Source organism: Antarctobacter heliothermus (genome assembly GCF_002237555.1).
Taxonomy (GTDB): Bacteria; Pseudomonadota; Alphaproteobacteria; order Rhodobacterales; family Rhodobacteraceae; genus Antarctobacter; species Antarctobacter heliothermus_B.
Genome location: NZ_CP022540.1, coordinates 3,920,935 through 3,941,696, shown reverse-complemented (window position 1 = coordinate 3,941,696; position 20,762 = coordinate 3,920,935). Strand labels below are relative to the sequence as shown.

Annotated in this window: 19 protein-coding genes, 1 tRNA gene and 1 pseudogene; 11 read left to right on the top strand and 10 right to left on the bottom strand. The window is 60.6% G+C overall.

Features of this window, described 5'->3' with window-relative positions:
• The first annotated feature begins 89 nt into the window (after positions 1–89).
• From ANTHELSMS3_RS18640 to ANTHELSMS3_RS18630, 3 genes are all read left to right on the top strand, one after another.
• On the top strand, positions 90–524 hold the full coding sequence (locus ANTHELSMS3_RS18640) for a methyltransferase family protein (protein ID WP_094037235.1): 435 nt from the start codon (positions 90–92) through the stop codon (positions 522–524).
• 349 nt (positions 525–873) lie between these two features.
• Positions 874–2,445, top strand: coding sequence for a Re/Si-specific NAD(P)(+) transhydrogenase subunit alpha (locus tag ANTHELSMS3_RS18635; RefSeq protein ID WP_094036194.1), 1,572 nt, complete (start codon positions 874–876; stop codon positions 2,443–2,445).
• 13 nt (positions 2,446–2,458) lie between these two features.
• Positions 2,459–3,892, top strand: a complete 1,434-nt coding sequence (locus tag ANTHELSMS3_RS18630; protein WP_094036193.1) for an NAD(P)(+) transhydrogenase (Re/Si-specific) subunit beta — start codon at positions 2,459–2,461, stop codon at positions 3,890–3,892.
• A gap of 99 nt (positions 3,893–3,991) precedes the next feature.
• Here ANTHELSMS3_RS18630 and ANTHELSMS3_RS18625 read toward each other — a convergent pair whose 3' ends face one another.
• Positions 3,992–4,867, bottom strand: coding sequence for a LysR substrate-binding domain-containing protein (locus ANTHELSMS3_RS18625; protein WP_217621222.1), 876 nt, complete (start codon positions 4,865–4,867; stop codon positions 3,992–3,994).
• A gap of 130 nt (positions 4,868–4,997) precedes the next feature.
• Between ANTHELSMS3_RS18625 and ANTHELSMS3_RS18620 the strand changes: the two genes are divergently transcribed.
• The 3 genes from ANTHELSMS3_RS18620 (at position 4,998) to ANTHELSMS3_RS18610 (ending at position 7,505) form a co-directional block, all read left to right on the top strand.
• A complete protein-coding gene (locus ANTHELSMS3_RS18620) occupies positions 4,998–6,179 on the top strand; it encodes an MFS transporter (protein ID WP_094036191.1) in 1,182 nt (393 codons plus the stop codon).
• A gap of 206 nt (positions 6,180–6,385) precedes the next feature.
• Entirely contained in the window at positions 6,386–6,685 is a 300-nt protein-coding gene (locus ANTHELSMS3_RS18615; protein ID WP_094036190.1) for a hypothetical protein, read from the top strand.
• 214 nt (positions 6,686–6,899) lie between these two features.
• Positions 6,900–7,505, top strand: a complete 606-nt coding sequence (locus ANTHELSMS3_RS18610) for a biotin transporter BioY (protein WP_094036189.1) — start codon at positions 6,900–6,902, stop codon at positions 7,503–7,505.
• Between the two features lie 113 nt (positions 7,506–7,618).
• On the opposite strand, the gene ANTHELSMS3_RS18605 is transcribed toward ANTHELSMS3_RS18610, so the two are convergent.
• Positions 7,619–8,830, bottom strand: a complete 1,212-nt coding sequence (locus ANTHELSMS3_RS18605; protein ID WP_094036188.1) for a bifunctional alpha/beta hydrolase/OsmC family protein — start codon at positions 8,828–8,830, stop codon at positions 7,619–7,621.
• A 106-nt stretch (positions 8,831–8,936) separates the two neighbouring features.
• Here ANTHELSMS3_RS18605 and ANTHELSMS3_RS18600 point away from each other — a divergent pair, with 106 nt between their 5' ends.
• Together ANTHELSMS3_RS18600 and ANTHELSMS3_RS18595 are read left to right on the top strand one after the other, a co-directional pair.
• On the top strand, positions 8,937–9,821 hold the full coding sequence (locus ANTHELSMS3_RS18600; RefSeq protein ID WP_157733570.1) for an endonuclease/exonuclease/phosphatase family protein: 885 nt from the start codon (positions 8,937–8,939) through the stop codon (positions 9,819–9,821).
• Positions 9,811–10,338, top strand: coding sequence for an NUDIX hydrolase (locus ANTHELSMS3_RS18595; RefSeq protein ID WP_094036186.1), 528 nt, complete (start codon positions 9,811–9,813; stop codon positions 10,336–10,338). The genes ANTHELSMS3_RS18600 and ANTHELSMS3_RS18595 overlap by 11 nt, the downstream gene beginning before the upstream one ends.
• Positions 10,339–10,414: 76 nt before the next feature.
• Here ANTHELSMS3_RS18595 and dddP read toward each other — a convergent pair whose 3' ends face one another.
• A complete protein-coding gene (dddP, locus tag ANTHELSMS3_RS18590; RefSeq protein ID WP_094036185.1) occupies positions 10,415–11,758 on the bottom strand; it encodes a dimethylsulfonioproprionate lyase DddP in 1,344 nt (447 codons plus the stop codon).
• A 66-nt stretch (positions 11,759–11,824) separates the two neighbouring features.
• On the opposite strand from dddP, the gene ANTHELSMS3_RS18585 reads away from it, so the two are divergent.
• On the top strand, positions 11,825–12,664 hold the full coding sequence (locus ANTHELSMS3_RS18585) for a DUF3445 domain-containing protein (RefSeq protein WP_368074422.1): 840 nt from the start codon (positions 11,825–11,827) through the stop codon (positions 12,662–12,664).
• On the opposite strand, the gene ANTHELSMS3_RS18580 is transcribed toward ANTHELSMS3_RS18585, so the two are convergent.
• The 5 genes from ANTHELSMS3_RS18580 to ANTHELSMS3_RS18560 form a co-directional block, all read right to left on the bottom strand.
• The gene (locus ANTHELSMS3_RS18580) at positions 12,645–13,310 is read right to left on the bottom strand and encodes a hypothetical protein (RefSeq protein ID WP_094036183.1); all 666 of its coding nucleotides are present in this window, start codon (positions 13,308–13,310) and stop codon (positions 12,645–12,647) included. The two genes, ANTHELSMS3_RS18585 and ANTHELSMS3_RS18580, sit on opposite strands and share 20 nt — an antisense overlap.
• Positions 13,311–13,429: 119 nt before the next feature.
• Complete coding sequence (locus ANTHELSMS3_RS18575) at positions 13,430–14,230, bottom strand: lytic murein transglycosylase (protein ID WP_094036182.1); 801 nt, start codon at positions 14,228–14,230, stop codon at positions 13,430–13,432.
• Positions 14,231–14,325: 95 nt separating this feature from the next.
• Positions 14,326–14,574: a hypothetical protein gene (locus ANTHELSMS3_RS18570; RefSeq protein ID WP_094036181.1), complete on the bottom strand. Its 249-nt coding sequence runs from the start codon at positions 14,572–14,574 to the stop codon at positions 14,326–14,328.
• Positions 14,575–14,752: 178 nt separating this feature from the next.
• Positions 14,753–16,156, bottom strand: coding sequence for a type I glutamate--ammonia ligase (gene glnA / locus ANTHELSMS3_RS18565; RefSeq protein ID WP_094036180.1), 1,404 nt, complete (start codon positions 16,154–16,156; stop codon positions 14,753–14,755).
• 84 nt (positions 16,157–16,240) lie between these two features.
• Positions 16,241–16,579 carry a P-II family nitrogen regulator gene (locus ANTHELSMS3_RS18560; RefSeq protein ID WP_089278780.1) on the bottom strand — a complete coding sequence of 113 codons (339 nt, stop codon included), beginning with the start codon at positions 16,577–16,579 and terminating at the stop codon, positions 16,241–16,243.
• Positions 16,580–16,747: 168 nt separating this feature from the next.
• Here ANTHELSMS3_RS18560 and ANTHELSMS3_RS18555 point away from each other — a divergent pair, with 168 nt between their 5' ends.
• A complete protein-coding gene (locus ANTHELSMS3_RS18555; protein ID WP_094036179.1) occupies positions 16,748–18,343 on the top strand; it encodes an NAD(P)H-hydrate dehydratase in 1,596 nt (531 codons plus the stop codon).
• A 7-nt stretch (positions 18,344–18,350) separates the two neighbouring features.
• Here the strand turns inward: ANTHELSMS3_RS18555 and ANTHELSMS3_RS18550 are convergent, their stop codons facing one another.
• Complete coding sequence (locus tag ANTHELSMS3_RS18550) at positions 18,351–18,848, bottom strand: Hint domain-containing protein (RefSeq protein WP_094036178.1); 498 nt, start codon at positions 18,846–18,848, stop codon at positions 18,351–18,353.
• A gap of 147 nt (positions 18,849–18,995) precedes the next feature.
• On the opposite strand from ANTHELSMS3_RS18550, the gene ANTHELSMS3_RS18545 reads away from it, so the two are divergent.
• Positions 18,996–19,079 (top strand) — tRNA-Leu (locus ANTHELSMS3_RS18545).
• A 541-nt stretch (positions 19,080–19,620) separates the two neighbouring features.
• Here the strand turns inward: ANTHELSMS3_RS18545 and ANTHELSMS3_RS26515 are convergent.
• Positions 19,621–20,613: pseudogene (locus tag ANTHELSMS3_RS26515) on the bottom strand (recombinase family protein); the annotation flags it as partial.
• Positions 20,614–20,762 lie beyond the last annotated feature (149 nt).

Here is a 20,762-nt window from a genome sequence, read left to right as displayed (position 1 = left end):
CGGCCTTTCGTCGGCTCAGAAGACGGCGCAGCGCGCCATAGATTACATGCGAAGCTACCAAGGGGGCCGCTGTGCTGAAATGGATCGACATGCCGCCGGTTTGGCTGACCGGCGCGCTGGTGCTCGCATGGGTGCAAAAGACATACTTCGGCTTTGGGCTCAGCTTTGGTCCGGTCTGGGCCGATTTGCTGGGCGGGGTGCTGGTGGGCGGCGGTCTGATCCTGATCGGGCTGGCCATCTCTGAGATGCGCCGCCACCGCACCACCGTGATCCCGCACTCCGAGGCAGAGCGGCTTGTGACCAGCGGCATCTTCAAACGCTCGCGCAACCCGATCTATCTGGGCGATTCGATGATCCTGACGGGAATGATCCTGTACTGGGGCGCGGTGCTGGCGTTGCCGCTGATCCCGGTTTTTGTCTGGGTGATCGAAAAACGCTTTATCGTGCCGGAAGAGGACCGCTTGCGCCGGAAATTCCGCGCAACTTTTGCCCAATACACAAATGACGTGCGGCGCTGGGTCTAAGCGGCATAGACGGCCGCTTGCCCTGAAAAAGTGTTTTTTTGCCGCAAGTTGCGATGTGCGCGCGCAGGTATCGCCATCAGAAACGTCAGTGCTGCTGCCGAAACCTCTTTCAACTGCCTGAGAAAGCAGAGAAACTGGGCAGGATTAGTGATTGACGTTGCGGAGTTGGCGCAACAATGTTTCGACCGCCACTCATAAAGCGCAAGAATAGATGCTTGGGTTTAACTTTTTGCCCCGGTGTGTTTTACAACGCGCGCTGCTTGTCGCTGCAGGGCCGCATTCGTGCGGCGAAATGCGAATTAACGCCTCATCAGGGGCGTAGGAGTACCTGAGAACAAAGGGGATTACCGTGAAGATAGGGACGCCAAGAGAGGTTGAATCCGGAGAGAATCGCGTTGCGATGACCCCGGATTCGGCTCGCCAGCTACAGAAGCTGGGCTATGACTGCATGATCGAGGCCGGAGCCGGGGCAAAAGCCGGGTTTTCGGATGAGACCTACCGGGACGCCGGAGTCGAAGTGGTTGATAGTGCCGATGTATTGTGGGCTGGGGCCGATATCATTGCCAAGGTCCGGATTCCCACGCTGGACGAGCTGGATTACCTGACGGCGGACAAGACGCTGATCACCTTCTTCAATCCCGGCGGGAACGAAGAGGGCCTGAACAAGGCCAAGGAAAAAGGTGCCAACGTCATCGCCATGGAAATGGTGCCGCGGATCTCCCGCGCGCAAAAGATGGACGCGCTGTCGTCGATGGCCAATATCGCGGGTTACCGCGCGGTGATCGAGGCAGGCAACAACTTTGGCCGCTTCTTCACAGGTCAGATCACCGCGGCGGGCAAGGTGCCCCCGGCCAAGGTTCTGGTTGTCGGTGCCGGTGTGGCGGGTCTCGCCGCGATCGGCACATCCACCAGCCTTGGCGCGATCACCTACGCCTTTGACGTGCGCCCCGAAGTGGCCGAACAGGTCGAAAGCATGGGCGCGGAATTTGTCTATCTGGACTTCGAAGAAGAACAGCAGGACGGGTCGGCCACCGGTGGCTATGCCGCCGTGTCTTCGCCTGAGTTCCGCGAAGCGCAGCTGAAAAAGTTCCGCGAACTGGCACCCGACATCGACATCGTCATCACCACCGCGCTGATCCCCAACCGTCCGGCCCCCAAGCTGTGGCTTGAGGATATGATTGCGGCGATGAAGCCAGGCTCGGTCATCGTCGACCTTGCGGCTGAAAAAGGCGGCAACGCCGAAGGCACCGTGATGGACGAAAAGATCGTCACCGAAAACGGTGTCACGATCATCGGCTACACCGACTTCCCCAGCCGGATGGCAACGCAGGCCTCAACCCTGTATTCCACCAACATCCGTCACATGCTGACTGACCTGACGCCCGAAAAGGACGGTCAGATCAATCACAACATGGAAGACGACGTGATCCGCGGCGCGACCGTCACCCATCAGGGGGAAATCACCTTCCCGCCGCCGCCGCCCAAGGTTGCGGCCATCGCGGCCAAGCCCAAGGAAAAGGTCAAGGAACTGACCGCCGCTGAAAAGCGCGCCAATGAGGTCGCCGCCTTCAAGGCGCAGACCAAGCAGCAGGTGACCCTGCTGGCTGTCGGTGGCGGTCTGCTGCTGGCGGTGGGTCTGGTTGCCCCGGCCAGCTTTATGCAGCACTTCATCGTCTTTGTGCTGTCAGTCTTCATCGGCTTCCAGGTGATCTGGAACGTGTCGCATTCGCTGCACACGCCGCTGATGGCCATCACCAACGCCATCTCGTCGATCATCATCCTTGGCGCGCTCATGCAGATCGGATCGGGGAGCTTCCTTGTGATCCTGCTGGCGGCCCTGTCGGTCTTCATGGCGGGCATCAACATCTTTGGCGGGTTCCTCGTCACGCGGCGCATGCTTGCCATGTTCCAGAAATCTTAAGGGGTAGGGGATCATGGATTTCGGATTCACCACCGCGGCCTATGTGGTCGCAGCTGTCCTCTTCATCCTGTCGTTGGGGGGACTTTCGGGCCAGGAAAGCGCAAAACGCGCTGTCTGGTACGGCATTGTCGGCATGGGCCTTGCGGTCTTTGCCACGCTGATCGGGCCGGGCTCTGGCCTCTGGCTGCTGTCGATCATCCTGATCGCGGCGGGCGGCAGCATCGGCTGGTACGTCGCCAACAAGGTCGAAATGACCGAGATGCCGCAACTTGTGGCGGCGATGCACAGCCTTGTCGGTCTGGCGGCGGTCTTTGTCGGCCTCAACGCGCATATCGAACTGGGCCGCGTCATGGCCATGGACGACACCGCGCGCAAATCGCTGGAGGGCTTTGCCGCCCTGATCGCCAAGAAAGACGGCGTCGAGCAAAGCATCCTGCGGGTTGAGCTGTTCCTTGGCATCTTCATCGGTGCCGTGACCTTCACCGGGTCGGTCGTGGCCTTTGGCAAACTGGCGGGCAAGCTGACCTCGAAGGCGCAAAAACTGCCGGGCGGTCACTTGCTGAATGCGGCAGCGGCAGCACTCTCTGTGCTGTGCCTGTTCTGGTACATGGGCACCGGCGGCTTCTTCCCGCTGTTCCTGATGACGCTGGCGGCGCTGTTCATCGGCTATCACCTGATCATGGGCATCGGCGGCGCCGACATGCCGGTGGTTGTCTCGATGCTCAACAGCTACTCGGGCTGGGCGGCGGCGGCGATTGGCTTCAGCCTTGGCAACGATCTTCTGATCGTGGTCGGCGCGCTGGTCGGCTCCTCCGGTGCCATCCTGTCCTACATCATGTGCAAGGCCATGAACCGGTCCTTCATCAGCGTGATTCTGGGCGGCTTTGGCGGCCCTGCGGGTGAACAGATGGCGGTCGAGGGTGAGCAGATCGCCATCGACGCCGACGGTGTGGCGCAGGCCCTCGAAGAGGCCGACAGCGTCATCATCATTCCGGGTTACGGCATGGCCGTGGCACAGGCGCAGCAGAACGTCGCCGAACTGACTCGCCGCCTGCGGGCACAGGGCAAAGAGGTGCGTTTCGCCATTCACCCCGTTGCGGGCCGTCTACCGGGGCACATGAACGTGCTCTTGGCAGAGGCAAAGGTGCCCTATGACATCGTTCTGGAAATGGACGAGATCAATGAGGACTTCCCGGACACGGATGTGGCCATCGTCATCGGCTCCAACGACATCGTGAACCCGGCAGCCCAGGAAGATCCGAACAGCCCCATCGCCGGGATGCCGGTTCTGGAATGCTGGAAGGCCAAGCAGGTGTTTGTCTCCAAACGCGGGCAGGGCACCGGCTATTCCGGCATCGAGAACCCGCTGTTTTACAAGGACAACACGCGGATGTTCTACGGCGACGCCAAGGCCTCGCTGGGTGAGTTGCTCAACCGCATCTCGTAAATCAAACCGGGCCTTGCCCGCACGACCGGGGCCTCGCGTTTTCGCGGGGCCCTTTTTTGTTTCTAGGGGGCCATGCGCCGCACGCCCGCAGAAAACGCGCTAGCCCTCTGAAAAGGTGTCCAGACACCAGGACCAGACAACATCCAGCATGGGCCGCGCGCGCTGTGATTTCTTCCGGACGAGATAATAGTCCCGAACGGACGCGCCCCCTGCGGACCCCGCATCAATCAGACGCCCGGCGTTCAGATCGCTTTGCACAAACGCCCGGCTGACAATGGCCAGTCCCTGACCCGCCAACGCCGCATCAATCGCCAATGAGATCTGGTTGAAGACCGGCCCCGGCAACCTGTCCGTCGTGCGAAAGTAGGTTTGCCAATGCTCATAGGAATCGTGCAGCAGCGGCAGGTTGCGCACCGTGTCCGACGTCAAGGGCAGGGGAAGATCGTTCAAAAGATGCGGGCTGCCCACCAGAATGAAATCCTGACGGAAAAGCAGCTGCGCCTCATGGGCCGCCGGAAACGGCGGACAGGTTTCGCGCACCGCAATGTCAACTTGATCCCGGTCAAAGTCGATGACCTCAACCGTGGCGATGGTGCGAATTTTGATGCCGGGAAAGGCGGTATTCAAGGACGGAAGGCTCTGAATCAACAGCTTGGCCGCGAAGGTCGGCGTTACGCTTATCGTCAGGCTGTCATCGCTTTCATTCAATTGCCCTGTCGCGTCCCGTAGTATGTCAAAGGCGCGGCTGACTTCGGCGTGATAGATCGCGCCCCGCGATGTCAGCGCGACGCCTCTGGGCAGCCGTGTGAACAGGGCTTGGCCAAGGTGCTGTTCAAGCAAACGAATCTGTTGCGCCACAGCGCCTTGCGACACATGAAGCTCTTCTGCGGCGGCGCGGAAATTCAGCCGCCGTCCGGCCACCGCAAAGGTCCGAAGGGCGTTCATCGGCGGTAGGGCAGTTTGGATTTTGCGCAAAAGGAGCCTGCAGTTTTGCTACAGTATAAGCCGTTCCGATCTGACACGAAACCCGCCACGAAATAGACGATACAACAGACGCAGTTCACGACCGGTCACTGCCCGGTGCAATTCCATGTCGGGGCCAAACATGACGACTCAACGCGCGGCGATATTGCCGACATCCTACACCGTGATCCTTGCGGTCAGCAGCACACATCTGATCAATGACCTGATCCAGTTCCTGCTACCCGTGCTCTATCCGATACTGAAAGCGCAGTATGGGCTAAGCTATTTTCAACTCGGTTTGTTGACACTGGCGCAGCAGATCACAGCCTGCATCATGCAACCCGTTCTGGGACTATATGGCGATTTGCGGCCCAAACCGTATTCGCTGGCCGTCTCGATGGGGATCGTCGGCGTCGGGATCGTTTTGTTGGGAACAGCGACGTCGTTCGAGGGGCTGTTGGTGGCGTCCTCCGTGCTGGGGCTTGGCTCGGCACTGTTCCACCCCGAGGCGTCGCGCGTGTGCCGCATGGCCTCTGGCGGGCGACTGGGGTTCGCGCAGTCCAGCTTTCAGGTGGGGGGCAACGCCGGTACGGCGCTTGGTCCCTTGGCGGCTGCGTTTATCCTGCTACCGCTTGGACAAATCAGCACGGTTTGGTTCAGCCTGCTTGCGGTTTGCGCGGTCATTATCCTTTTGTGGGTCGCCCGGTGGTTTACGGAACATCAGCGCATGATGCGCGCCAACGGCGCGCGCGCCGCGGTCGGGCCTGCCTTGCCGCGTCGGCGGCTAATCATTGCATTTGCTGTCTTGGGGGCGCTGCTCCTCAGCAAGTTCGTCTACATCGAGACCTTCAAAAGCTACTATGTCTTTTTCCTGATCGAGAAATTCGGGCTGGGCATCCCTTATGCACAGGGGCTGCTGTTTGTCTTCCTCACGGCGGTTGCCTTTGGGACGTTCTTTGGCGGTCCGATCGGTGATCGGATTGGTCGCAAAAAGGTCATCTGGGGCTCTATCGTGGGCGCGCTGCCGTTTGCGATTGTGCTGCCGTTTGTCCCGCTGTGGGCCGCTGCGGGCCTTAGCGTGATCGTCGGGCTGGTCCTGTCGTCAGCCTTCTCCGCCATCGTGGTCTTTGCCCAAGAGCTGTTGCCGCAGAAAGTGGGCATGGTGTCGGGGTTCGTCTTTGGTTTTGCGTTCGGGATCGGGGCGGTTGGGGCGGCTGCGCTGGGGGCGCTGGCGGACGTGATCGGCATGCAGCAGGTCTTCAGCTACCTATCCATTCTGCTTTGCCTTGGATTTTTGACGGTCTTTCTTCCTGATCTGGAGTGACCGTTCGCGGCCTCCCCCTTAACGGCACGGGCCGCGCTCAACGCACAACCGGCAAGGGCGTGGTCCTGTGGTCCTCCGCCTGCGCCTCGTCCCATGGCTATCGTGCGTCTGCGGCGGGTTTTCGCCTGATGCCTCCTGCCAAGGAAATCAGGGTCTCGCCCATTTGCTGCGCTCTTTCTAGTTTGGGCGGACAAAGGGGAGAGACCATGCAACTGGCGTTACAGATCAACTCGGTGTTTCGCGGGGCCGGCTGGCAGGTCGTGAAACCGCTGGAGCTGTTGGAACCCGCAGGGCAGGCCAAGGAACTCGCCCGATACGTCAAGCGCGACGTGGTGGTCGAATTTGGCTATCACGCGGACGATGCGACGGGCAGCTATCGCATCTTCGCCGTACACGATCAGGATTGGGAGCACCCTCTGGCGGCGATCACCCTGCGCAACGCGGACATGGCGCTGGACGTGTTGCGCCAATTGCCCGGGCTGTTGGGTCGGTTGGGGCCGCTATAATGCCTGCCGCCCGTCCCGCCGGTGCCAATCCCGCAGCACCCCGGCGATCGCTCTCACCACACAGGACGCCAGCCCCTTTGACCGCAATGCCGGTTTTTCAGGTGCAAACTTCGACTTTGCAAATTTGATGAGGCCCGATCCGCATGCGCTCTTGCGATGCGTGTGACCTTGGGGCAGAACCGTCTGAACGCATGACAAGAGAAAAGGGGACACCATGAACCTCACTTTGAACCGCAATGTGCTGGTTGAGACCTTCGGCGCCACCGAAGGAACCGCACTGCGACTGAAACAAGCCGCGCTGGTTGTGGTGGGCATTCTGGCCCTCGCCGTGGCGGCCAAGATCAAGGCGCCGGTGCCCGGTACGCCGGTGATGATCAGCATGGGAACCTTTGCGGTTCTGACCATTGGCGCCGCCTATGGCCCCAAGCTGGGCCTGACGACGATCATTGCTTACATGCTCATCGGTATGCTGGGCTTTGACATCTTCCAAAGCTCGACCGCCGACCTGAACGGCATCTCCTACATGATGGGCAGCACGGGTGGCTATCTTGTCGGCTACGTTCTGGCGGTGCTGGCGCTGGGTGTGCTGGCGCGCGCGGGCTGGGATCGCTCTGCCCCCAAGATGGCCGGCGCGATGCTGGTCGGCAACGTGCTGATCTATGTCCCCGGCCTGATCTGGCTGGGCATGCTGTACGGCTGGGACAAGCCGATCCTTGAGTGGGGCCTGACACCCTTCCTGCTGGGCGACGGCATCAAGCTGGCGCTGGCCGCTGTGATCCTGCCGCTGGCATGGAAACTGGTGGGCCGCGCCCGCGGCTAAGCTGTGGTGCCGGGCTGAAGCCCGGCCTACGGACTGACGGCAAAGATGACACGACAGAAAAGGCCGGGCACAGCGCCCGGCCTTTTTCGTTGTGCGGTGCCATGACACTCCAGTCAGGCCAGTTCGGTCTCGATCTCCGCACCCTGTTCCAGCGTCTTGTGCACCGGGCATTTGTCGGCAATCTCCAGCAACCGCGCCCGCTGGTCGCTGTCCAGATCGCCCTCCAGCGTGATCCGGCGCAAAAATCGGTCGATCCGCGTCGTGGCAGAGGTGCCGGCGTCTTGCGCATGTACCTTGTCATGGGTGACGTCGACGCTGATCCCGGTCAGGGGCCAGCCCTTGCGCCGCGCGTACATGCGGATCGTCATCGACGTACAGGCCCCCAGACCCGCCGCCAGAAACCCATAGGGCGACATCCCCTTGTTGCTGCCGCCATAGGCCGCCGGTTCATCCGCCAGCGCATGGTGGTGCGGCCCGTTCTGGATGTCCTGCAAAAACCCGTCCGGGGCGGCCTCTGTCACCCGCACAACGCCCTCAGGCGCGCCGATGGGCGGGGCCGGGGCGGGCAGATCCAGATAGCGATCGGCCCATGCGGCGATCACCTCGGCCACATAGTCCGCGTCGTCTGCACCTGTCACCAGATGGTCGGCATCGTCCAGCGTGACAAAGCTCTTGGGATGTTTGGCGGCGGTAAAGATCCGCGTGGCGTTCGATATGTCCACCACCGCGTCGCGCGGCGCATGCAACACCAGCAGAGCCTTTTTCATCGACCCGATGATCGGCTCCAGCTCTTGCGCCATCACATCCTCGACAAAATCGCGCCCGATGACAAAGGGACGTCCGCCCAGATCGACCTGCGCCTGTCCCTCGGCCCGGATAGTCTCCAGCGCGTCGGCAAAATTATGGGTGACATGGCTGGGATCAAACGGCGCGCCGATGGTGACAACCGCCTTGGCCGACGCGATGCGCGGCGCCGCCCGCAGCACCGCAGCGCCGCCCAGCGAATGGCCGATCAACAGGTCGGGGCCCAACCCCCGGCCCTCAAGGTACTCTGCCGCCGCCACAAGGTCGCCGACGTTAGAGCCAAAGGTTGTGTTGGCAAACTCGCCGCAGGAATGCCCCAGCCCGGTAAAATCGAACCGAAACACGGCAATCCCCATGGCGCAAAGCCGCTGAGCGATGCGCCGCGCGGCGGCAATGTCCTTGCCGCAGGTGAAACAATGGGCAAAGAGGGCGGTGGCAAGCGGTGCGCCGTCCGGCAGATCCAGCCGTGCGGCCAGCTTGTCCCCGGCGTGACCGGGAAATGAGATGCGTTCAGTGGGCATGGGGCGTCCTGATGATGCGATTGATACTAACAATGGGCCGCGCGGCACACTGCGACAAGCAACGTGTCAGTCGCGTCACGCCATGGTGAGGATACTGGACCCACTGTTGAAGAGTGTTGCAGCGGTCTTGACACTGCTGGTGCTGGCCTCATGGGCCGGTCCACTGCATCCTGCTGGCGATACACTGGCGGTCGTGCGGGTGCCGCTGCTGGCGCTGGCCGCGCTGGCGGTGATCTGGACAAGCTGGCCGCGCGGGGTGCGTTGGCCACTGGCGGTTTTGGCGCTGCTGGCACTGGGGCAGGTGGTGGTGATGAAACTGGTCGCTCCCGCGCCCGGCGCGTTTTCCGTCTATCAAAAGAACCTTTTGTACCGGAACGCGCAAATCCCCCAGCTTTCACAGGATATTCTGGCGGCGTCCCCCGATGTCATCACCTTGCAGGAACTCACCGGGCGGAACGGAGAAATCCTTGATCGGCTGGCCGCCGACTATCCGCATCGCAGCACCTGTCCCTTTTATAGCTGGAGCCGCAACGCCGTCCTGTCCCGCCACCCGATCCTGCCGAGCGGCACGCTGTGCCTGTCGGGGCAGGGGATTGCCGGGCTACATCTGGACACGCCGCAAGGGCCGGTCTGGGTTCTGTCACTGCACCTGCGCTGGCCCTTTCCGCATGGGCAAGGCGCACAGGCGGCTGCACTGGAACAGGTCATCGCGGGGCTGGAGGGGCCGGTGATCTTGTCCGGCGATTTCAACATGGTACCTTGGGGGCATTCGGTCCGTCGGCTGACGCGGGCGGCGGGGCTGCGGCGCGCGGGTCCGTTGCGCCCGACCTATTGGCTGGCCCCGCATGGCTGGCCCGGCGGACAGGTTCTGCCGATCCCGCTGCCGCTGGATCAGGTCTGGTCGCCGGGGGGCGGCAAGGCCGAAAACCGGCCGCTCTTTGGATCAGACCATGCTGGCGTCTTGGCAAGGGTGCATCTGGATGCGGATTGACGGGATCGGTGAATTTGCGGCGCGCGATGCGCGGGACGCGGCAGAGTGGTCCCGCTTGGCGGCCTTTTGCGCGCGCCACGGGCAGGCGGCCTTTTCCCGCGATCCGCATATCGGCGGTCATGTGACCGGCTCGGCCTTTGTGCTGTCATCGAACGGGATGTCGGTGCTGTTGACGCATCACGCCAAACTGAACCGCTGGCTGCAACTGGGCGGGCATTGTGACGGCATCGCCGATGCGCGGTTTGTGGCCTTGAAAGAGGCGTATGAGGAAAGCGGCCTGTCCCGAATCCGCCTGCTGTCCGACGCGGTGTTCGACGTGGACATTCATGAGATCCCGGCACGCGGGTCAGAGCCCGCGCACCTGCACTATGACGTGCGCTTTCTGATGCAGGCCGAGGCCGGAAAAATCACAGCCTCAGCAGAATCCCATGCGCTTGCATGGGTGCCGCTGGCCGATCTCAGCCACCATACCCGCGCCGAGTCCGTGCTGCGGATGGCCCGCAGGTTGGAGGAATAAGGATTAAGCGAAGGTAAATTCGCCTCTGTAACCCCTTGATATTTATAGGACGGAAATCCCGCCACGCGTGGACAGCCTATCCCTCACCCATCAAGGCAGGGTCAAACGGATAGCTGATCAGGTTCTCATACCCATTCTCGGTGATCACCACCTGCTCCTCCAGCTTGATCGAAAAATCGCCCCCCTCGGGAGAGACCAGAACCTCGACACACAGGGTCATGCCCGTCTCCAGTTCATAGTCGAACGCCCCCTCAACCATCTTGTCCGGATAGGCCACCAAAGGCCACTCATCACACAGCCCCACCCCATGCATGAGGCAGCCATATTTCAGCTTCTGAAACTCAGGCCGCAAAACATGGGTATTGCGGGACAGATACGGGATCGAAACGCCGGGCCGGAGCATTTCCATATTGGTCCTGATATGCTCGACCCCGTGCCGCATCGCATCAATCATGTCCGGCCGCGGGGCCTGATCACCCACCCACCATGTGCGTGAGATGTCGACGCAGATGCCGTAGCAACCCACCAGATCGGTATCGAAGGCGACGATCTCATTGTTCTGAACGATACGCGGCCCACTCTCCTGAAACCAGGGGTTCGTGCGCGGCCCCGAGGTCAGTAGCCGCGTCTCGATCCACTCCCCACCCCGGCGGATATTCTCGGCGTGCAGCACCGCCCAGATGTCATTCTCGGACACCTCGCCCAGCGGCACGTTTTCCCGCGTGAACCGCTCCATCTCATACATGGCCGCCTCACAGGCGTTCACCGCGCAACGCATGGCCTTGATCTCATCGGGGCCTTTGACAGAGCGCGCCTTTTCGGTGACTTCCTCACCGGGGACCACGGTCAACCCCTGCGCCTCCAGCGCGCGCAATCCGTGCAGCATGGGCTTGTCGACCGCCAGCCGCCTGTTGTCGGGGGCGTGTTCCTCCAGCAGGATGCGCACCTCATTGGCAAAGACATCGGCGGCCACATCCACCTTGTCGCCCCGGTCGAAATAGAACAGGTCCGCGCCGGACCGTGCCTCACGCACCAGAGGGTTGAACGAGGACAGAAACGGCGCGTTCTTGTAGTCCCAGATGACCATGTAGCCGTCGGCACAAACCATCACCGCGCGGAACGGATTATGGGTGTTCCACAGCTGCATATTGGTCGAGTCGGTGGCGTAGCGGATGTTGAGCGGGTCAAAGACCAGCAACCCGGCCAGATCGCGGGCGACGATGTGTTCCGTCAGCCGCTGCCAGCGATAGCGCCGCATCGCTTGCAGGTCGGGCTGTTCCAGTCCCGCCGTGGCCCATTCTCCGAGGGCAAGCCGGGTCGGGCCGATCTCTATCCGGTCCATGTCGTTAGGGGTGTTGTCGCCGGTCAGCGTACCGCGCGTCGGGTCGATCTTGCGGGTGTCACGAAAGTGGGTGTTCATGGTCTGGCGTCCCATAGATGTCCTCGTGTCCAGCCTGCCGGGGCGGGCCGTGACAGGCGCGCCGTTTTGCGACCGCCTGTGGCGTCGTTTTCTGGCGGCGGAGCGCGTCTGGCGGACGGTAAATGGGGGATTCCTGCCAGTGCATTGGCGGGCTATCATTTGCGCATGATCTTGCAGTCCTGCATCCCCTACGACATTCACGAAACCCCAAGGCTGCCAGGGATCAAGCCGCTGAACCCGGCGGATTGGTTGCAGGTGGATGAGGTCTACGCCGAGCAGATGGCCAAACGGCGGCACCTGCTTGACACGCAGCGCGGGGCGGTTCTGGCGCTGGACCCGCAAGCCGCAGTTGCGGCACGGGAACTGTCAGAGATGGTCCTGACGGCCTTGCCGGAGGGGTTCACTGTCTCCGCAACGTCCGTGCGTTGTCCGGACGGCGCGGTGGTCGCGCGGGATGCCACGGACCCGTTGGGCACGTTGGGCCGCATCGTACAAGAAGATCTGTGCCTGATGGAAAAGCGCGGACCTGAACACGTCCTGACCGGCGCTGTGCTGTGTTTCCCGGCAAGCTGGCGGCTGGACGAAAAGTTCATGCGCCCGATGACGGGCATCCATGATCCGGTGGACAGTTACGACGACATTCTGGCCCGGCGCGTGCAGCGTCTGTTTGACGGCGTGCGGGAAGGACAGCCGCTATGGCGGTTCAACGCCTTTCCCTATGCCAAGGCTGAACTGCATCAACCGCGCTCTGTCACCGCGCCACGGGCGGGGGTCGATCCGCGCATTGCGCCGTTCTGGCGGTCGGAACGGCAATGCCTGATCCGCCTGCCAAAAACGCAGGCAGTGGTGTTCTCGATCCACACCTATGTGGTGCGAAACATGGCCGTTACGGCAGGAACTGGCTGAACAGGAGTTGCACTTGCCCGGTTGAGGTAAGAACGGCCAAAAGCCCCGTCACGGCGGCCATTTGTCCGACGCGGCGCAATCCGAAAAAGCCGCTGCGCGCGGGCGGTGTCTCTGGCGGCAAGTCGGCGGCGGTGTCCTGCGGGGCGTCGTCGCTGGCCTCGGGGTAAAGCGTGCCACAGATGCCTTGGGCGGCATTGGCGCTTTCGAACAGGGCATCTTCGACGGTCGAGTCGATGTGGCCGATCCGCCGTGGCGATACGAATTTGCGCAGCCGGACAAAATCCTCTCGATCGATCAGCACACCGGGCGAATACCATTCCAGAATATCGGCCGATGAATGTTCCAGTGCTTCGTACACTGTGTCCGACAGCAGCCGCGCGGCATCGGTTTCGTCGGGTGGCCTGCCATCTGTTGTCACCACTTCCAGTCGCACACGCGGGCCGTAGTCGCTTTGTTCCTCGGGGATCACTGCAATCCCGATATGATCACCAAAGACGCGCATTCCGTCACATTCCGTCGGCGCGCCTCGGTCATCCTGCGGAAACAGCCGGGCCAAGACCCGCGCCGCGCTTTCAAGGTAGGGAGTGGGCGACAGATCCTGCGCATCCGGCAAGATCAGACCTGCATAGGGATAGTCGAAACTCATGGTTCTCTCCTCGGGCGGAGTCGGGTCCGCTCAAGGAGAAGGTGCGTGTCAAATCTGGTCGCAATCGGGCAATTTCGAGAAAATTGCGCGGTTTTCGCAGTTTTGTTTCCAAATGCGGATCAGCGATGGATGCGCTCAGCTGCGGCCGAGATCGCCTGCTGATAGACAGTGGCGGCATTCCATTCATTCAGGACACGGAAGTTATGTGTGCCGGGGCCGTAGGGCTGCCCCTTTTTCCACCCCTTCTGGCGCAGGAAATTGGCGGTCGAGGCCAGCGCATCGGACTGGTTATAGAAGTCGACGCGCCCATCGCCGTTGGCATCGACGCCGTAGCGCATGGCATTGCCGGGCAGGAATTGGGTGTGACCCAGCTCACCATGGAACGCGCCCTTTTGCGTTGGCGACAACATGCCCTGATCCACCATCTTAAGCGCGGCAATCGCGTGCGGGCGGAACAGTTGTGGGCGGCGGCAGTCATAGGCGACCGTCAGGATCGAGTTGATCACCGGCTCTGTCCCCATGGAACGGCCATAACCGGTTTCCATGCCGTGAATGGACACGATGATCCCGGCAGGCACGCCGAACCGCTTTTCAAGCGAATCGTAAAAGGCCTTGTTCTGGTTGATCCGCTTGCGCGCGCCATTTGCGAAACTGTCGAGTGACCCAAGACGGATCTTAACAAACCGATCAAAGCTGTATTTCACGCCTTTCTGGTTGCGGTCGGCGTTGATGGTTTTGGTCGAATAGCGTGCGCTCATCAGCGCATTGACGCCACGATCACCGACACCGGCGGCGCGCGCTTCTTTGGCGAACTCACCTTTCCAGGCGTCAAAGCCTGAAGCGGTATTGCCGCATCCGGCTGCGAACACGGGGGCGGCGGTCAGTAGGGCAAGGGCGAAAGCAGGAACAAGGCGACGCATCGGAGATCTCCGGTCAGGATTGCTTGACCGAAAGTCTAGCGCCGCGGGAAGGACTGCGAAAGGGGGAAGGCTGTTGGTGACAACTCAGGGCGCGGCTATTCGCTTCCCGCAGCAAAGACCTGAACGGAGTTGTCGGCAAAGAGACGCGGCAGGGCAAAACTCATACCACCGATCACCACAAGGCCGCCGACAAAGGACAGGAGCAACAGTTTCAACGGGCTGCTAACACCCTTGCGCCGGGGCGGCTGTTGTGACGACGCGCATGCGGGCTGGTCCCAGGTCGTGACGTTGCTGGCTGACTTGGCGTTGATCCGTGCAAGGCGTTCTTCAAAACTGTTGTCCATGCAAAGTCTTCCCTGAATTCGGCTGCCAGTGATGGCTTTGGTTGTTCGGAGGCAGCTTTCGAGGAAGGTGGGACATTTTCCGGGCAAGATCGCGGCAAGGGCATGACATTCGGGGCGTGGTCGAGACAAAAAAACGGGCGCCCAAAGGCGCCCGTTTTGCCGGTGATCGCGGAGGCGATCAGCAGCTGTAATACATGCCGAACTCAACCGGGTGCGGTGTGTGTTCGTACAGTTCGATCTCTTCCATCTTGAGGTCGATGAAACCGGCGATCTGATCTTTGGTGAACACGTCGCCTTTGAGCAGGAAGTCGTGGTCGGCCTTGAGGCAGTCGATGGCTTCACGCAGCGAACCACAGACGGTCGGGATACCTTCCAGCTCTTCCGGCGGCAGATCGTACAGGTTCTTGTCCATTGCCTCACCCGGATGGATCTTGTTCTGGATACCATCCAGACCAGCCATCAGAAGGGCGGCAAAGCACAGGTAGGGGTTTGCCGACGGATCGGGGAAACGTGCCTCGACGCGCTTGGCCTTGGGCGATTCCGTCCACGGAATACGCACACAACCGGACCGGTTGCTGGCCGAATAGGCGCGCAGAACGGGGGCTTCAAAGCCCGGGATCAGGCGCTTGTAGCTGTTGGTCGACGGGTTGGTGAAGGCGTTCAGCGTCTTGGCGTGCTTGAGGATGCCGCCGATGAAGAACAGTGCCTCATCCGACAGATCGGCATACTTGTCGCCAGCAAACAGCGGTTTGCCGTCTTTCCAAATCGACATGTTGCAGTGCATGCCGGTGCCGTTGTCGCCATAGATCGGCTTGGGCATGAAGGTTGCCGACTTGCCATAGGCCTGGGCCACGTTGTGGATGATGTACTTGTATTTCTGCAGTTCATCGGCCTGCTTGGTCAGCGTCCCAAAGATCAGACCCAGCTCATGCTGGCACGACGCGACCTCATGGTGGTGCTTGTCGACCTTCATGCCGATGCGCTTCATCGTCGACAGCATTTCCGAACGGATGTCCTGACCGTCGTCGGTCGGGTTGACCGGGAAATAGCCGCCCTTTATGCCCGGACGGTGGCCGGTGTTGCCCATCTCGTATTCGGTGTCAGAGTTCCACGACGCGTCAAGCGCGTCGACCTCATAGGACACCTTGTTCATGGTGTTCGAGTAACGCACGTCGTCGAACAGGAAGAATTCCGCTTCGGGGCCCCAATAGGACACGTCACCGATGCCGGAGGCCTTGAGATAGGCCTCTGCCTTTTCGGCGGTGCCGCGTGGGTCGCGCTCATAGGGTTCGCCGGTGTCGGGCTCAACCACGGAACAGTGGATGCAAAGCGTCTTTTCCGCATAGAACGGGTCGATATAGGCGCTACTCTCATCGGGCATCAGTTTCATGTCCGATGCTTCGATCGACTTCCAGCCCGCGATGGACGATCCGTCAAACATAAAGCCTTCTTCGAGGAAATCCTCGTCGACCAGGTCGGCCACGACGGTAACGTGCTGAAGACGGCCGCGCGGGTCAGTAAAACGGATGTCGACGTAGGCGACGTCTTCTTCCTTGATCATGGTGAGAACAGCGTTGCTCATACCAGTGAGTCCCTTTCTGTCATATTATTGGGATGTCGTTGATACAGTTCGCACGACGCGGATGTGCCGTGCGCAAAATGCGGATTACAGAGCGTCCGAGCCGGTTTCCCCGGTGCGAATGCGGATGGCCTGTTCGACATTGCTGACAAAGATCTTGCCGTCGCCGATCTTGTCGGTCTTGGCGGCTTCGACAATGGCCTCGATGGCGCCATCGACCTGATCGTCATCCAGAACGATCTCGATCTTCACCTTGGGCAGAAAGTCGACGACGTATTCCGCACCGCGGTAGAGTTCGGTGTGGCCCTTCTGACGGCCAAAACCCTTTACCTCGACAACCGAAAGGCCCTGAATGCCTGCTTCTTGCAGGGCTTCTTTAACTTCATCCAGCTTGAATGGCTTGATGATTGCTTCGATCTTTTTCATAGACCCCGCCTCTCCCTTGCGCTCCTTGTGGAATTGGCAGATCACTTCTCTTTCGCGGTCACAATCCGATAGACTGTTCCGCAGCGAGTTGCGCATCGCGATTGATGGACTCTGCCCAAGTTTTAAGCAAAACGCACATAAATCATGCGAAACTGAATCGCGGGAAAAATGACGGAACTTTTGACATCTGAGCTGATGCGTGCGGTTGAACTGGTGGCCATTCAGAGTGGTCAAGTGACCGGGCTGGAACTGATGGAGCGCGCGGGACAGGGCGTGGTCGACGCGGTTCTGGAGGAATGGCCAGATCTGGGGCAGGGCGAACACCGCGCTGTCGTGCTTTGTGGGCCGGGCAACAACGGCGGCGACGGATTTGTCGTGGCCCGCCTGTTAAAAGAGCGCGGTTGGCAGGTTGAGGTGTTCCTTTACGGTAACCCGGACAAACTGCCGCCCGATGCCAAGACCAATTTCGAACGCTGGGGCGCTGCGGTGCGTCCACTGGACGCCTATGCCCTTGGCGAAAGCTGGGGCTGCGACCTGCTGGTGGATGCGCTGTTCGGCATCGGGCTGACACGAGGCCTGCAGCCCTTGGGCGAATTGTTCTGGAACATGGAGGACATGGTCGATTGCCATCCCGTCGAAGTGGGGCATCCCCGCGGTCGACCCGCTATCGTGGCCATCGACGTCCCCAGTGGCATTTGTGCCGATTCGGGGCGCTCCTTTCCCCACGCAGAAGAACACAGGCGGTTCGCGGCCAGCGCGCACCTGACAGTAACGTTTCACACCGCCAAACCCGGACACTATCTGGACGAGGGGCCATCGGCCTGCGGGAAACTGGTGGTCAAAGACATCGGTCTCGTGACGCCGAAAGACAATGATTGGCGCGCCCAGCGGCAAGAGACGTGCACGCTGTTCGGACCTGTCGATCCTTCATTGTTGCGAAAAGATGTGAAGCATCACAAATACGGCCACGGTCACGCGCTGATAATGTCGGGGCCGCCGGGTAAAGGCGGAGCAGCCCGGCTGGCCGCGCGTGCTGCTCTGCGGGTCGGCGCGGGTCTGGTCACGGTGGGATGCCCTATGCGCGCTGTGTCGGAGCATGCGGTACATCTGAACGCGATTATGGTGCAAGGGCTGGACGGCACCCATGGGCTGGCGGAACTGCTTGAGGACAGCCGCTTCTCTGCGCTGTGTTTGGGGCCGGGGATGGGATTGGGCCCATCAACCGGCGAGTTGGTGAAAACCGCCCTCGCATCGGGGCGGGGCATCGTGCTGGACGCAGACGCGCTGTCGCGCTTTCAGCGCACGCCGCAGGCGTTGTTTGATCTGTTGCATGAGAGTTGTGTTCTGACACCGCATGGCGGCGAATTCGCGCGACTTTTCCCGGATCTGTCAGAAAGGCTGACCACAGCGCCCGACATCGGCCCCGCCTATTCCAAAGTCGATGCCACCCGCGAGGCCGCGGCGCGGGCCGGGTGCGTGGTGGTCTTCAAAGGGGCGGATACGGTGATCGCCGCGCCGGATGGTCGGTGCAGTATCAGCGCGGCTGTCTATGAAAGAGCCGCCCCTTGGTTGGCCACCGCCGGGTCTGGCGACGTTCTGGCGGGGATCATCTGTGGCCTGATGGCGCGCGGGCTGCCGGCGATGAATGCGGCAGAAACAGGGACATGGCTGCACGTCGAGGCGGCGCGAGCGTTTGGACCGGGCCTGATTGCCGAAGACCTGCCAGAGACGCTGCCAAGGGTGTTTCGCGATCTGGGACTGTGACCCTGCCTTAGGTCAGGACTTGCCGTTGTGCGGATGAGGCCAGTTCAAGCCCGTCTGCATAGACGATATGGGGCGTGTCAAAAACCAGTTCGTATAACTGCAGGTCTACCTTTCCCGCGTCGCGGATGAATGTGCCATCGACCAGCCTGGACAGGGGGGCAAGCGCCTGGCGCGCCCCGAATAGCGCACTCGCCCGCCAATCCCGCAACAGGATTTCCTGCACAGCAGGCAACGTGACCTCATGGTCGGGACGCATATGGCCCAATGTGCCCGGCGCGATGGTAACGGCGGCCAGCCGTCGCCGATGCGTGTATAGAGCCTGCAATCGCGCGGTGCCGCTGTCGCGGGTGATCACGCGGTCGCCGGGCGTCAGATATTCCACCGGCAACGCGCCATCAAGGGTCAGTACAAACGTGCCATAGGTGAGCGCGTTGAACGGGGTGTCCTGAGCGACGTGTCGGGCCGTGGGAATCCCACTGCCACGCTGGACCTTGTTCGGGGCCATCGTTTCCTGTCCTGTATCTGCTGCCTAGTCGTTCTTTTTTTTCACAAGATACGGCAAGAATTGGTTTATGTCCCATGGTTTTCTTTTGAAGCTTCGAAGAAATTTCTGCTCGCCTCGGCCGGGTCCCTTTGGTATAGGCGCGGCGATGCGGGTGTGGCGGAATTGGTAGACGCACCAGATTTAGGTTCTGGCGCCTATGGCGTGGGGGTTCGAGTCCCTTCACCCGCACCACTTTAGATTTCATCCCTCCAAGGTGCCGTAACACCTTGAAAGGATGAGTGGTTTCTGCGGTTCGAACACCGTTTTTTCGGCTAACGGGCAAAGGTTGCGAAAATACCAGTCGCAGCACAGTACGGCGCACTTCCAGGTCGCCTTTTTCCCATACGTGATAAGGGTTTGCGAGGAAGCGCATCGAAAGTTCGAACATTTCATCAAATGGATGTGCGGGACTCGCGATTTCGGCCATGGCGTCCCGCAAAATCGCCTTTTCCTGCTCAAGCTCCGAGATGCGACGTTCGTATGCAGCGATCAACTTGGTGTTGCTCTCGACCTGAACCAAACGCTCAAGCAGGTTCTCGACGTCTCGGTCTAGTTGCCGGACCTTGGCCTTGAGGCGCTTCGTTTCGTCGGAGGCCGAATTGCTGCGTTCTTCCCACGCGGCTCGAAACGTGCGTTCGGCGAGTTCGAGCGTGGTTCGAACCGGGGTCAGGGTTTTCAAATACTCTGCAAACTGCGCTTCAATGTCGTCTCGACGCATCGACTTGCCCATTTCCGAGCACCCTTTGTGGCTACAAAGATAGTAAGGGTAGCGTTTCCCGGTATGACTTTTCGACCAACAGGCCGTAACGGAGTAGCCACAAACCTCACATACGAGGAAGTTCCGGAGTGGAAAGTCGTCTGCGATGTTTTTCCGCGCGGGTGCGATCTTTCGCTCCTTCAGACGCTCCTGATTGATCTGATACGTTGAGAATGAAATGAGAGGCTCATGTTTCGCCTGCGTGAGCGCAATACCCAATTTGGGGTACTCGACGTAGCCAGCATAAAGCACGTTGGTCAGCATATTTTTGACTTTGTCGAAGTGGACCTCTGTGCCGCGATAACTCTTGGGAAATTCAGGTTTCGAATCCAAGAATCGCTTGACCTCAACCTGCGTCTGGAAACGACCCGAGGCGAAACCCTCCAATGCTTCTTTGACGATACTTGCGAGAGGCTCGCGCAACATCAACATTTTGCCCCCTCCGGGGGCTTTCTCGAGCGTGTAACCATATGGGGCGCTAAAGAACCAATAACCGTTCTTGAGGCGCGCCAGCGAGCACCGTTGCGTCCGTTCGGCGTTGCTGGTCCGGTCGTGCTCCGCTACTGCGGCCATGATGATCTCGACGAAGCGGCCTCCCGCATCCTCGCCAAATTTTTGATTTGGGCTTTCAATTTTCGCGCCGCTGGCAGTGATCTTGTCGCGAAGCGTGGCGTGTGCTGATACATCACGTGCAAACCGAGCAATGTCTTCCACAACCACGATGAATGGCTCGTCACCCGCTGCACGGAGAAACGCGAGAAGTTGGTTCATGCCGGGCCGGTCAGAAAGCCGTCCCGAGATGACATCACTGAAGACCTCAACAACTTCATATCCTTTGCGTTCGGCATAGTCGCGACAAGTGCGTTCTTGGCTTGATAGCCCTGCGCCATCGCTCGTTTGCTTTACGGACGATACGCGAATGTACACGATGCACCGCTTCTTCTTCGGGTTGGAGGGAGGGACGATCATGTCGATCCTTTCATTTTTGGGGGGGCAGATGAGAGATGGCTCAAAGCAAAAGCGATGCGTTTTCGCTCGCTGGTAGATCGATTCTTTGAAGCAACTGCTTGCAGGCGGTGTGCAAAGCAAAAGCCATTCGACTACCGTTTCCGGTGTCG